Consider the following 11,645-nt stretch of genomic DNA (forward strand, 5'->3'; position numbering starts at 1 on the left):
GTTGTGAGATAGAAAGAAAAAGAATATTTGTTTTCAGACGGCCTCTGACGTTTAGCGTTTTTTTAATTTTGTTGCCGCGCGCTTGGCGGCAGCGCTGTCGGGATAAATCTGAATCAGTTTGCGCCATGTGTCGCGCGCAATATCCTGCTGCTGCATACGGTATTGGCAGTTTGCTACGTCAAATAGGGCATTAGGGGCTTGCGGGCTGTTGCGGAAGCGGTTGACATAACGGTTGCCTATGTGAATTACCGACTCACAGTTGCCCAAGCGCAAATGGCTTTGTTGGAGCAGATACATGCTTTGGCGGGCGGTCTCATCACCGTTGCCGCCTCCCTCCGCATTTTTCAGCAAGGGAAGAACGGCACTGTAATTGCCGTTCTGGTAATGTTTTTGTGCTTGGGCGTAAGCGGCAATCGCGGCGGGAGAGCTGGAACGCGTTTGGGAAGGCGTTGTTTCCGCAGGTGTTTTAGATTGCGGCTGGCGGGGAGCTTGCTTCGGTGCGCGGCGTTCAAGTTGGCGGATGCGGGTTTGCAAACCGGATATTTGTTCTTCAAGACGGGTAATCTGCATGCCGAGCGTGTTGATTTGCGTCTGCATGTCCGGTTCGGGGTAGGGAATGCCTGAGGGTTTGTCGGCTTGTTTCGGTATTCCGGCACAGGCACTCAATAGTAAGGAGGAAAATAACAGGGCGGAGAATTTTATTTTCATGATGTTTGCTCGGTTATTTTTTCAAAAGCAGGGTCAAGCCGTCGCCTACGGGCAGAGTAATGGGAACGATGCGGTGATCATGCGGCAGATTTTGATTGAATTCCCGTAAAACCGTATGGGCGGGCGGGCTGTGTTCTCCGGCGGGTTCGAGTACGCGCCCGCCGAGCAATACGTTGTCTATGGCGATAATGCCGCCGCTGCGTACCAATTGCAGGCAGCGTTCGTAATATTGCGGGGTGGGCGGTTTGTCGGCATCTATCAGTGCCATATCGTAACTGCCGCTTTCTCCGGCGGCAATCAAGTCGTCAAGCGTAAGCAAAGCGGGTTGCAGGTGCAGGCTGATTTTGTCGGCAATGCCTGCTTCCTGCCAAGTTTCGCGGGCGATATCCGTGAACGTAACATTGATATCGCATGCGGTGATTTTACCGTGTTCCGGCAGGGTAAGCGCCATTGCCGTGCTGCTATAACCGGTAAACACGCCCACTTCGAGATAGCGTTCGGCTCTGATCAGCTTGACCAACCAAGTGAGCAATGCCGCTTGTTCCGGCGCAATCGCCATTTTGCCGAGGCGGTGTGAAGCGGTACGCCCGCGTAATCGGGTTAAAACCGGATGTTCGGGTTCGCCGATGCCGTGCAAATAAGCAAGCAGTTGCGGGTCGATGTTGTGTATGTGCGTTGCCATACCGGTTAGGCCGTCTGAAAATCAGTCGGGCTGGTAAGCATACGGTTTTTTAGGCAGTTTGGCCGCTTCGAAACCGGCTTGTTCTTCGGGGTTGAGTTCGACATCCCAAAGCAGACTGCGGTTTTTCAGGCGCTGTTCGGCTTCCTGAGGGTTTTTCTCCAGAAATTCGTCAATGAATCGGGTGGCATCGGATTTGTAGTGGTACATGGTGTTCTCCTGTAAAGTAGGGTGTATTATAGCCGAAAAAATTTTTTACAAACATCTTGATAAGGTATAATACGCGGTTTCTTTTTGATATTTTAAGGCCGTCTGAAACCTTTGCAGATAGGCTTGCGTACCGCAGGTTTATCCGCAAAGGTTTCAAACACGAAACACCATGTTTCAGACGGCCTGTTTTGAGATTGATTGCGAAAAATAATATGTTGAAAAAATGGCTGCATAAGGTTTTGCCCGGGAAGTCAGGCAAAGGCAAGCCGCGTGTCCGCAAAGAAGTAATCCCATTCAGTGAACACAAAATCAGTGCCGACCAGCTTAGTTTTGCCGCCGAAAAAGTTGTCCGCCGCCTGCACAATGAAGGCTATGAAGCCTATGTGGTCGGAGGTGCCGTGCGCGATTTGCTGCTCGGTATCGAACCGAAAGATTTTGATGTAGCCACCAACGCTACGCCCGAACAAGTGCGCAAAGTATTCCGCCGCAGCCGCATTATCGGCCGCCGTTTCCAAATCGTACACGTGATGATCGGCCCCGAAACCATCGAAGTAACCACCTTCCGGGGAGGCGGCAAGGTTCAGCAAAACGAACATGGCCGTATCATGAAAGACAATACCTACGGCTCGATGGAAGAAGACGCGATGCGTCGCGATTTTACCTGCAATGCCCTGTATTACGACCCGATACGCCAGCAGATTATCGACTTCCATCATGGCGTTTCCGATGTCCGCGCACGCAAATTGGTAATGATAGGCAACCCTGCCGAGCGCTATCAGGAAGACCCCGTGAGGGTGCTCCGCGCCGTGCGTTTGTCGGGCAAACTGGGGTTTGAAGTCGAAAGAAACACTGCGGAACCCATTCCCGCTTTTGCAGGCCGTCTGAAACAAGAGCCTGTGGCACGGCTGTTTGACGAAATCATGAAGCTGTTGTTTTCAGGCCATGCGGGGCAGTGTTTGCAGCAAATGAATACGCTCGGCATTCCGGGCAAAATCCACCCGTTGCTCAATGCTCTGCAACATACTGAAAACGGCAGGCAAAATATTGTTTCACTGGCTCTGCGCAATACCGACGAACGTTTGCGGGCGGATAAATCGGTGTCGGTAGGCTTCGTACTGGCCGCCGTGTTGTGGCCGCAACTGAATACTTATTGGCAGAAGAATATGAGCCAAGGCCAGAAACCGGTGGTGGCATTGAATAACGCCATCGGCGATTTGCGCGACGATGTGGAAAAAGGTTGGGGCGTGCCGCAACGCTTTGCCGCCACCATGCGCGAAATATGGCAGTTGCAACCGCAATTTGACAACCGCAAAGGAGCACGCCCGCACCGCCTGATCGCCCAGCAGCGTTTCAGGGCCGCTTACGATTTCCTGACATTGCGCGGCGAAGCGGGAGAGGTGGATGGCGAATTGGTGCAGTGGTGGACGAAATTCCAGCACGCCGACGACGAAATCCGTATGCAGATGACTGCGGTACAGCAGAAGCGCGGCGGTGAAACGTCCGGCGACAAGCCCAAGCGCAAACGCCGCCGCAAACCGAAGCAAAAAATTGAAAACAGCGGCAGTAATGCCGGATAACGCTGCTGCATATGGCGAGAGGCCGTCTGAATGTTTTTCAGGCGGCCTCTCGCCATATAAGACAACAAAACAACAACCGCGGTTAAACCGATTTAACTTGTTTTACGGTACAATGCGCGTTTATTTTTACTGAATAAAAGGCGGCCTGAACAAATGGCATCTTTAGAAACTTGGATCGGCCTGCGGTATCTGCGGGCGAAAAAACGCAACGGATTCATGTCGTTTATTACCATGATTTCAATTGCCGGTATTGCGCTGGGCGTAACAGCATTGATTGTGGTGTTGTCGGTAATGAACGGCTTCCAAAAGGAAATCCGTGGCCAGCTTTTGAATGTGGCACCGCATGCCGAAATCGGCTATTACGATGCCGGTAATGGCGAAACATGGGCGGATTTGCGCGATTTTGTGAAAGGCCGTAAAGAGGTATTGGCTACCGCTCCTTATGTGGCGGATCAAGCGTTGCTGGCAAATGCGGGTGAAGTGCGCGGTGTGCAGATTCGCGGCGTGTTGCCTGCGGAAGAAAAAAACGTGGTCGATTACGGCAAAGATATGCCTGCGGGCAGTTTCGACGATTTGAAGCCGGGTGAGTTCGACATTATTCTCGGAGAAGGTTTGGCTGAGGCTTTAGGGGCCGAAAAAGGAGGGAAAGTAACTGTGATTACGCCGGAAGGCAATGTTACCCCTGCCGGTGTGGTGCCGCGCCTGAAACAGTTTAATGTGGTAGGCATTGTGAGAACCGGAGTATATGAGGTAGATAATTCGCTGGCGATGACCCATCTTAAAGATGCCCAAGTATTATATCGTTTGACTGACGGCATGACGGGTTTGCGCCTGAAGCTGGCTGATCCGCAGAATGCTCCCGATTTTATACGCGACCTCGTTCCCACCGCCCAGCGCGACAAAGTGTGGGTGCGCGATTGGACGTTTGCAAACCGCAGTTATTTTGAGGCGGTTGAGCTGGAAAAACGGATGATGTTTATCATCTTGACACTGATTATCGCTGTGGCTGCGTTTAATTTGGTGTCTTCATTGGTAATGGCGGTTACCGAGAAACAGGCTGATATTGCTATTTTGCGTACATTGGGGCTGCCGCCTGCCGGAGTGATGAAAATCTTTATGGTGCAGGGGGCGTTTGCGGGTTTCTTCGGCACGCTTATCGGTGTGATTTGCGGTGTGTTGTTAGGTTGGAATGTCGGTAAAATTGTGGCCTTTTTCGAAGAGCTGTTCGGCGTGCACCTGATTAATTCGCAAATTTATTTCATTGACTACCTACCGAGTGATGTCAACATGAGCGATGTGGCCGTGATTGCCGCGATTTCTTTGGTGCTGGCCTTTATCGCCACGCTGTATCCGAGCTGGCGTGCGGCGAAAACCCAACCGGCGGAGGCGTTGCGTTATGAATAATATTGTATTGAGCTGTCAGAACGTCAGTAAAAGCTACCAAGACGGCGTGTTGAGTGTGGATGTGCTCAATAACCTGAATTTTCAGGTTGACGAAGGCCAAAGCGTGAGCATTATCGGTGCGTCGGGCAGCGGCAAATCGACTTTGCTGCATATTCTCGGCGGCTTGGATATGCCGACTTCGGGCAGCGTCAATCTGATGGGACATGATTTGGGCAAGATGAACCAAAAGCAGCTAGGTGATTTGCGCAATCGGTATCTGGGTTTCGTTTATCAGTTCCACCACCTGCTGCCTGAATTTTCGGCATTGGAAAATGTGATGATGCCGTTGTTGATCGGCAAGAAGCCGAAAGCGGAAGCTGAAGAGCAGGCAGCGGCGATGTTGGAAAAGGTGGGTTTGAAGCAGCGTATGTTGCACCGCCCGAGCGAACTTTCCGGCGGCGAGCGCCAGCGTGCGGCGATTGCCCGTGCTTTGGTAACGCGCCCGAAATGTCTGCTGGCTGACGAGCCGACGGGTAATCTCGACCGTAAAAACGCTCAAAATGTGCTCGACATGATGCTGGATTTGAAAAACGAGTTGGGCACGAGTTTGATCGTGGTAACGCATGACGACGAATTAGCCGCCCGCTTCGACCGCGTGATGACCATGACCGACGGCCGTTTGAACGACAAATAGCCATCGGTTTGTATATTGCAAGGCCGTCTGAAAACATGTTTTCAGACGGCCTGTGTTTTTATCATGCAGGCTTGCCCGATAATCGTTTTTGAACCGGCGGTTCTGCCATGCCGACCGGCCTTGCCATAATACTGTTCGGCATGGTGTTTAAACCTTGCAGTCGGCAATTATTATCGGGTTTTGCGACAGTCTTCGCCGTATTGGTTTTTGCTTGGATTAGCTATAGAATACGTTTCGGCTTTTTGATAACCGCATCACAACATATAACCACTCGACTTAATTTGATAAAGGCCGTCTGAAAACATCTTTGCGCTTTTCAGACGGCCTGATTGAATCTATATACAAAGGAACACACCATGCCAGCTTACCGCTCCAAAACCTCCACCCACGGCCGCAATATGGCCGGCGCACGCGCTTTATGGCGTGCCACCGGCGTGGCCGACGAAGATTTCGGCAAACCGATTATCGCCATTGCCAACTCGTTCACCCAGTTCGTGCCCGGCCATGTGCATCTGCACAATATGGGGCAACTCGTGGCGCGCGAAATCGAAAAAGCAGGCGGTTTGGCGAAAGAATTCAACACTATCGCGGTGGACGACGGCATTGCCATGGGCCACAGCGGTATGCTCTACAGCCTGCCCAGCCGCGATTTGATTGCCGATTCGGTGGAATACATGGTCAACGCGCATTGTGCCGACGCGCTGGTGTGCATTTCCAACTGCGACAAAATCACCCCGGGCATGCTGATGGCCGCCATGCGCCTGAACATTCCCACCGTGTTTGTTTCGGGTGGCCCGATGGAAGCTGGCAAAGTCATCGGTGTGGCCAACATCACCGACCCCCGCAAGCTGGATTTGGTGGACGCAATGGTCGATGCCGCCAACGACGAAGTGTCCGACGAAGAAGTAGCGGCGGTAGAACGCTCCGCCTGCCCGACCTGCGGCTCCTGCTCCGGCATGTTTACCGCCAACTCGATGAACTGCCTCACCGAAGCCTTGGGCTTGTCGCTGCCGGGCAACGGCTCGCTGCTGGCCACCCACGCAGGCCGTAAAGAACTGTTTTTGGAAGCAGGCCGTCTGATTGTGGAAATTACCAAACGCTATTACGAGCAAGACGACGAGAGCGTATTGCCGCGCAGCATCGCCACCAAAGCCGCGTTTGAAAACGCCATGAGTTTGGACGTGGCAATGGGCGGTTCCACCAACACCGTGCTGCATCTGTTGGCCGCCGCCAGCGAAGCGCAAGTGGATTTCAAAATGGCCGACATCGACCGCATCAGCCGCCAAGTGCCGTGTTTGTGTAAGGTTGCACCCGCCACGCAGAAATACCACATGGAAGACGTACACCGTGCGGGCGGCGTGATGGGCATTCTGGCCGAACTCGACCGCGCCGGCTGCCTGAAAACCGATGTTTCCACCGTTCACGAAAAAACCTTGAAAGACGCGCTGGCGAAATGGGACATCACCAACCCTGTCAACGAAACCGCGCATGAGCGCTACAAGGCCGCACCGGGCGGCGTGCGCACCACCGAAGCCTTTTCGCAAAACCGACAATGGCCTTCGCTTGACCTCGACCGCGAAAACGGCTGTATCCGCAGCAAAGCACATGCTTATTCGCAAGACGGCGGCTTGGCCGTGCTGTTCGGCAACATCGCCGAGCGCGGCTGCGTGGTAAAAACCGCCGGTGTGGACGACAGCATTCTCAAATTCACCGGCCGCGCGCGCGTGTTTGAAAGCCAAGATTCCGCCGTGGCGGGCATTTTGGATAACCAAATCGTCGCCGGCGATATTGTGATTATTCGCTACGAAGGCCCGAAAGGCGGCCCGGGCATGCAGGAAATGCTCTATCCCACCAGTTACCTGAAATCCAAAGGCTTGGGCAAAGCATGCGCCTTGCTCACCGACGGCCGTTTTTCAGGCGGCACTTCCGGCTTGAGCATCGGCCATGTTTCGCCCGAAGCGGCGGAAGGCGGTGCCATCGGTTTGGTGAAAGAGGGCGACACCATCGAAATCGACATCCCTAACCGCAGCATCCGTTTGGTCGTTTCCGATGAAGAGTTGGCCGCGCGCCGCAGCGAAATGGAAGCGCGCGGAGCCAAAGCGTGGAAACCCGAAAACCGCGACCGCCACGTTTCCGCCTCCTTGCGTGCTTACGCGGCCATGACCACTTCCGCTGACACCGGCGCGGTGCGTGATGTGAGCCAAGTCGAGCGCAAATAAGCGTTAATGATTAAGAGGCCGTCTGAAAACATGTTTTCAGACGGCCTCTTGGTTTATGCCAGCACGCGCGGGAAGAGGATTTCGTTTTCCAAAACGATATGGTCGTTCAAATCATCTACCAATTCCCGTATCAGCGCATACAGCCGCTGCCAGCTTCCGCAGGCACCTTCGGGGGCTTGCAGGTTGCCGGTCAGTTCGAGCAGGCGGGAAACGGCGGCTTCGTGTTGGTCGTGTTCGTGCATCATCATGCGGATGGGCATGGCTGCGCCGCGTCCGGCACCTTGGTTGATCATCGGAAACAGCACTTGCTCTTCTTTCATCATGTGGCTGAACAGCTCCGCCTGCATGTGTTGTAGCAGCGGCAGCACTTCGGCGGGAAACGTGCCTTCATGCACGGTGGCAACTTTTTCCGCCAGCGGAATCAGCTCGGCAAACTGGCGGCGGTGGGTGTCGTGGTAGCGGCTCAAAATATGGCCGGTAACGGCATCGAACGGCGCTTGTTGCCAAAGGGTAAAATCGGTCATGGTTGCGGCTCCTTAAGAAATAGGCGTTTGAATTCTGCTATGATTGGGCTGTTTTTAATTGTCGAGGCCGTCTGAAATGAAACTTACCGCCATTACCCGTTATCCCGTTAAATCTATGGGCGGCAATCCGCTTGCCGAAGCTCCCGTTTTTGCCGCGGGGCTGCCGCATGACCGCGAATGGCTGGTGGCGACACCGCAGGGCGGGTTTGTTACGGCGCGCAAGTTTCCGCAGATGCTGTTGTGGCAAACCGAAGCCTCGCCGGAGCGACTCGTGCTTACCGCTCCCGACGGCAGCCGCAGAACGGTGGGCGTTGATGAGATGGTCGACACCGCCGACGTAACGGTTTGGAAAGACAACTTTCCCGCCCGCTGCGGCAGTGCCGAAACCGATGCGTGGTTGTCTGAAAAACTCGGCATCGAAGCCCGCCTTTTCTGGTTGGGCAATCCCAGCCGGCGCATACTGGCTTATTCGCAAACGCCGCTTTCTTTTGCCGACGGCGCACCGTTTCTGCTCGCCAACACCGCCTCGCTCGACGATTTGAATCGGATGCTCGACACGCCCGTGGAAATGGAGCGTTTCCGTGCCAATTTTGTCGTGGCGGGTACGGAAGCCTACGAAGAGGAAAAATGGCACCGCCTCCGCATCGGCGAAGTGGAGTTTGAAAACTTCAAACCCTGTACGCGCTGCGTCATGACGACGGTTGATCTTCAAACGGCCAGAAAAGACCCGTTCCAAGAACCTCTCAGCACACTTGCCATTGCCCGCAATGCCATCTTCGGCGTGAATCTGGTGGCGCTTAACGAAGGCACGGTAAGGCTGGGCGATGAGATCGAAGTGCTGTCGTATAAATAGCGTTTGCCGCAAAATTTTTCAGACGGCCTCTTTTATGTTTCATATTTTCTTTTATGTTTCATATTTTATGAATGATTGGAGACGGCGTATATACGCCGGTGGGAGTAGGGTGTGAATGTTTGCGGATGCGGGGCGGGCATTCGTACCCGTTGTTTTATATCGGAAATCAAGGCGGGCGGAAATGCCCGCCTGATTATTTGAACAGGCTGCCGGAAACTTACCAAGCCACAACATAAGTGATGCGGTAATCCAGCGGCAGCATACCGTTCGGCGCGCGCATGTTTTCGTAGGCTGTCTGAAAACGCTGCCAGCGTTGTTTGCCCGTCAAGCCTTTGTTTTCACGTGCGATCACATGATTGGCGCCGATGTTTTTCAGGCTGTGCAGCAGGGCTTGGAGGGTGGGGAAATATTGGGTATGCGTTTCGGTGTGTATCCGTAGGTTGGGAAAGCAGTTAAAGGCCGTCTGAATTTCGCTTTCGGTAAGGAAGCGGTTGACGTGCGCGGCTTCATCGGCGGCCTGCCATGCCTGTTTGAGCTGTTGCAGGCTGCCTGCGCCGATAGTGGCGACGGCCGCGCAGCCGCCGGGCTGAATCACGCGCTGCATTTCGGCGGCGGCTTGTTCGAGTGTGCACCATTGCAGGGCGAGGCTGCTGAAGCAGGCGTTGACGCTGCTATCGGCGAGCGGCAGGGATTCGGCATCGGCGAGCAGGCAGCAGTCGGCGCGGCGGTGGCGGGCGATGTGTTGCAACATGCCTTCGGCCAAATCGAGGGCGAGCACGTTTGCGCCGCGACTGCGTATTTTTTCGCTGACCCAGCCGCTGCCCGCGCCGATGTCGGCAACGGTTTTACGGTTGAGGCCGTCTGAAAAACGGCTTTCCAGCAGTTGCAGCAAACGCAGCGCAGCCTGCTGTTGAACGTCGGCATACGCGTCGTAACCGGCGGCGGCTTGGCTGAAGGCGCGGGCGATGAGGTGTTTGGACGGGGTTTCAGACGGCATCTTGCAAGCCTTTGATTAGTGTTTCGATATGCGTCGGTTCGTGGGCGGCGGTGAAGGTAATCCGCAGCCGCGCCTGCCCGACGGGCACGGTGGGTGGGCGGATGGCGGGCACATACAGGCCGTGTCCGCGCAGTATGGCGGATGCGGATAAAGCGGCTTCGTTGCTGCCGCAGAGAAAGGGCTGGATGGGCGTTTCAGACGGCATCAGGCGTTCCCGCAGGCCGCATTCGGATAAGGCCGTCTGAAAAAAGTGGATATTGCCGCGCAGTTTGCCGCGCAAATCGTCGGCGCTGCGGATGCGGGCGAAGGCGGCGGAAAGGGCGGCGGCTTGAGCGGGCGGGAAGGCGGTGCTGTAAATCAGGTGGCGGGCGAACTGAGTGAGGTATTCGGCAACGGTGCGGCTGCACAATACCGCCGCGCCCATCAGCCCGACCGCTTTGCCGAAGGTAACGATCAATATGTCGGGTTGCACGCCCGCCGCTGCCGCGCTGCCACGGCCTTCGCTGCCGAGGATGCCGATGCCGTGTGCGTCGTCGAGCAGCAGCCATGCGCTGTATCGTTCACACAGGGTTTTCAGACGGCCTAAGTCGGCAGTATCGCCGTCCATGCTGAACACGCCTTCGCTGGCCACCAAGATTCTTTTTCCTTGATGTTCAATCAGTTGTTTTTCCAAAACATCATATTGCCGATGGGCGAACCGCTTAAACTGCGCGGGGCCGAGGGCGGCGGCTTCCTGCATGGAGGCGTGGCAGAGTTTGTCGGCCAGCAGCACGTCGTTTTTGCCCAATAAACCGAGCAGCACGGCTTGGTTGGCGGCGTAACCGCTGGGAAACAAGATGGCGCATTCGTAACCCAGCCAATCGGCCAAACGGTTTTCCAGCGTTTCATGCGCGTCGGTGTGGCCGCTAACCAAAGGCGAACCGCCGCTGCCGGTGCCGTACTGCGCCAAAGCCTGCTGCCACGCGGCGATGATACCCGGGTCGCGGCTGAGACCGAGGTAGTCGTTGCCGGCGAAATTGAGATAGCGTTTTCCGCCGTTTTCGAGATAAGGCGGCGTTGTGTCGGCGCAGCGGGCGGTGCGGCGGCGGTAGGCTCGTTTGGCCGCTTGGCTGTCGAGCGCGGCTTGCAGGTGGTCGTTCCAATTCATCATGGCTGCGGCGGGTAGAAAGCGGCAGAGTGTGTATGGTTTCAGACGGCCTGTCAAATGCAAAACCGCCCGAGCAAGGGCTTTTTTTGTTACACTACGCCGTTGCATTTTTCGAGCTTGTCTGCCGGCTTGAGGCCGTCTGAAAAACAGAAAACAACGCGAAAACCGCCATGCGTAGTATCTGCCTGCACACTTTTTTGCCCTGCTCCGCCGAAGAAGCGGCTGCGCACCTGAAAAAGCCGTCGTTGCTGCTGTATGTGGCGCGTCCGTTGGTTGTTTTCAGCCCGTGCCGAAACGAAACGCTTCCCGAAACATGGCAAGCCGCCGCCTACCGGCTCAACATGCACCTGTTCGGCCTTGTGCCGCTGGGCTGGCAGATCGTGGATATTTCCTATCCGGCGGCAGACTGCTTCACCATGCTCGACAACGGCCGCGGCGTGCTGATACGCCGCTGGCGGCATACGGTTACCGTCAAACCTCAAAACGGCGGCTGTCTGTATGGCGACCGTGTGGAAATAGATGCGGGCATGCTGACTGCGCCGATGGCAATCGCTGCCCGCCTCTTTTTCCGCCACCGCCAACGGCGTTTGCGGCATTTGGCGGCAAACGGCTTTCGGATGTGAAGGCCGTCTGAAAAAATACAGCCCTCCGCAA

General features: G+C 55.3%; 12 protein-coding genes. 6 read left to right on the forward strand and 6 right to left on the reverse strand.

Going from position 1 to position 11,645, the window contains the following annotated elements; all coding sequences use genetic code 11:
* Positions 1 to 51 precede the first annotated feature (51 nt).
* From Q0X97_RS01305 to Q0X97_RS01315, 3 genes are read right to left on the reverse strand one after another with little or no spacing between them, the layout of a single operon-like run.
* Positions 52 to 708, reverse strand: a complete 657-nt coding sequence (locus Q0X97_RS01305) for a tol-pal system YbgF family protein (protein ID WP_302065456.1) — start codon at positions 706 to 708, stop codon at positions 52 to 54.
* Positions 709 to 721: 13 nt separating this feature from the next.
* A complete protein-coding gene (locus Q0X97_RS01310) occupies positions 722 to 1,390 on the reverse strand; it encodes a class I SAM-dependent methyltransferase (protein ID WP_302065457.1) in 669 nt (222 codons plus the stop codon).
* A 21-nt stretch (positions 1,391 to 1,411) separates the two neighbouring features.
* Complete coding sequence (locus tag Q0X97_RS01315) at positions 1,412 to 1,597, reverse strand: DUF3460 family protein (RefSeq protein WP_302065458.1); 186 nt, start codon at positions 1,595 to 1,597, stop codon at positions 1,412 to 1,414.
* Positions 1,598 to 1,809: 212 nt separating this feature from the next.
* On the opposite strand from Q0X97_RS01315, the gene Q0X97_RS01320 reads away from it, so the two are divergent.
* From Q0X97_RS01320 to ilvD, 4 genes are all read left to right on the forward strand, one after another.
* Positions 1,810 to 3,174: a polynucleotide adenylyltransferase PcnB gene (locus tag Q0X97_RS01320; protein ID WP_302065459.1), complete on the forward strand. Its 1,365-nt coding sequence runs from the start codon at positions 1,810 to 1,812 to the stop codon at positions 3,172 to 3,174.
* 153 nt (positions 3,175 to 3,327) lie between these two features.
* On the forward strand, positions 3,328 to 4,578 hold the full coding sequence (locus Q0X97_RS01325; protein WP_302065460.1) for a lipoprotein-releasing ABC transporter permease subunit: 1,251 nt from the start codon (positions 3,328 to 3,330) through the stop codon (positions 4,576 to 4,578).
* Positions 4,571 to 5,251 carry a lipoprotein-releasing ABC transporter ATP-binding protein LolD gene (lolD, locus tag Q0X97_RS01330; protein WP_302065461.1) on the forward strand — a complete coding sequence of 227 codons (681 nt, stop codon included), beginning with the start codon at positions 4,571 to 4,573 and terminating at the stop codon, positions 5,249 to 5,251. Before Q0X97_RS01325 ends, lolD begins: the two co-directional genes overlap by 8 nt.
* A gap of 356 nt (positions 5,252 to 5,607) precedes the next feature.
* Positions 5,608 to 7,470: a dihydroxy-acid dehydratase gene (ilvD, locus tag Q0X97_RS01335; protein ID WP_302065462.1), complete on the forward strand. Its 1,863-nt coding sequence runs from the start codon at positions 5,608 to 5,610 to the stop codon at positions 7,468 to 7,470.
* 53 nt (positions 7,471 to 7,523) lie between these two features.
* Here the strand turns inward: ilvD and Q0X97_RS01340 are convergent, their stop codons facing one another.
* Positions 7,524 to 7,994, reverse strand: coding sequence for a hemerythrin domain-containing protein (locus Q0X97_RS01340; protein ID WP_302065463.1), 471 nt, complete (start codon positions 7,992 to 7,994; stop codon positions 7,524 to 7,526).
* Positions 7,995 to 8,070: 76 nt separating this feature from the next.
* Here Q0X97_RS01340 and Q0X97_RS01345 point away from each other — a divergent pair, with 76 nt between their 5' ends.
* Positions 8,071 to 8,847, forward strand: coding sequence for an MOSC domain-containing protein (locus Q0X97_RS01345; protein WP_302065464.1), 777 nt, complete (start codon positions 8,071 to 8,073; stop codon positions 8,845 to 8,847).
* A gap of 217 nt (positions 8,848 to 9,064) precedes the next feature.
* Here Q0X97_RS01345 and bioC read toward each other — a convergent pair whose 3' ends face one another.
* Positions 9,065 to 9,844, reverse strand: a complete 780-nt coding sequence (gene bioC / locus Q0X97_RS01350) for a malonyl-ACP O-methyltransferase BioC (RefSeq protein ID WP_302065465.1) — start codon at positions 9,842 to 9,844, stop codon at positions 9,065 to 9,067.
* Positions 9,834 to 11,099 (reverse strand): 8-amino-7-oxononanoate synthase, encoded by a 1,266-nt coding sequence (gene bioF, locus Q0X97_RS01355; RefSeq protein WP_302065466.1) that lies wholly within the window; start codon positions 11,097 to 11,099, stop codon positions 9,834 to 9,836. Before bioF ends, bioC begins: the two co-directional genes overlap by 11 nt.
* Positions 11,100 to 11,161: 62 nt before the next feature.
* On the opposite strand from bioF, the gene Q0X97_RS01360 reads away from it, so the two are divergent.
* Complete coding sequence (locus Q0X97_RS01360) at positions 11,162 to 11,614, forward strand: hypothetical protein (RefSeq protein WP_302065467.1); 453 nt, start codon at positions 11,162 to 11,164, stop codon at positions 11,612 to 11,614.
* Positions 11,615 to 11,645 lie beyond the last annotated feature (31 nt).

This window comes from Neisseria sp. MVDL19-042950, from assembly GCF_030504625.1.
In the GTDB taxonomy this organism is placed as follows: domain Bacteria; phylum Pseudomonadota; class Gammaproteobacteria; order Burkholderiales; family Neisseriaceae; genus Neisseria.

Bases quoted from the DNA above. Each gene is read 5' to 3' on its own strand.
- Q0X97_RS01305 (WP_302065456.1), bottom strand. From the start codon at position 708: ATGAAAATAAAATTCTCCGCCCTGTTATTTTCCTCCTTACTATTGAGT.
- Q0X97_RS01310 (WP_302065457.1), bottom strand. From the start codon at position 1,390: ATGGCAACGCACATACACAACATCGACCCGCAACTGCTTGCTTATTTG.
- Q0X97_RS01315 (WP_302065458.1), bottom strand. From the start codon at position 1,597: ATGTACCACTACAAATCCGATGCCACCCGATTCATTGACGAATTTCTG.
- Q0X97_RS01320 (WP_302065459.1), top strand. From the start codon at position 1,810: ATGTTGAAAAAATGGCTGCATAAGGTTTTGCCCGGGAAGTCAGGCAAA.
- Q0X97_RS01325 (WP_302065460.1), top strand. From the start codon at position 3,328: ATGGCATCTTTAGAAACTTGGATCGGCCTGCGGTATCTGCGGGCGAAA.
- lolD (WP_302065461.1), top strand. From the start codon at position 4,571: ATGAATAATATTGTATTGAGCTGTCAGAACGTCAGTAAAAGCTACCAA.
- ilvD (WP_302065462.1), top strand. From the start codon at position 5,608: ATGCCAGCTTACCGCTCCAAAACCTCCACCCACGGCCGCAATATGGCC.
- Q0X97_RS01340 (WP_302065463.1), bottom strand. From the start codon at position 7,994: ATGACCGATTTTACCCTTTGGCAACAAGCGCCGTTCGATGCCGTTACC.
- Q0X97_RS01345 (WP_302065464.1), top strand. From the start codon at position 8,071: ATGAAACTTACCGCCATTACCCGTTATCCCGTTAAATCTATGGGCGGC.
- bioC (WP_302065465.1), bottom strand. From the start codon at position 9,844: ATGCCGTCTGAAACCCCGTCCAAACACCTCATCGCCCGCGCCTTCAGC.
- bioF (WP_302065466.1), bottom strand. From the start codon at position 11,099: ATGCAACGGCGTAGTGTAACAAAAAAAGCCCTTGCTCGGGCGGTTTTG.
- Q0X97_RS01360 (WP_302065467.1), top strand. From the start codon at position 11,162: ATGCGTAGTATCTGCCTGCACACTTTTTTGCCCTGCTCCGCCGAAGAA.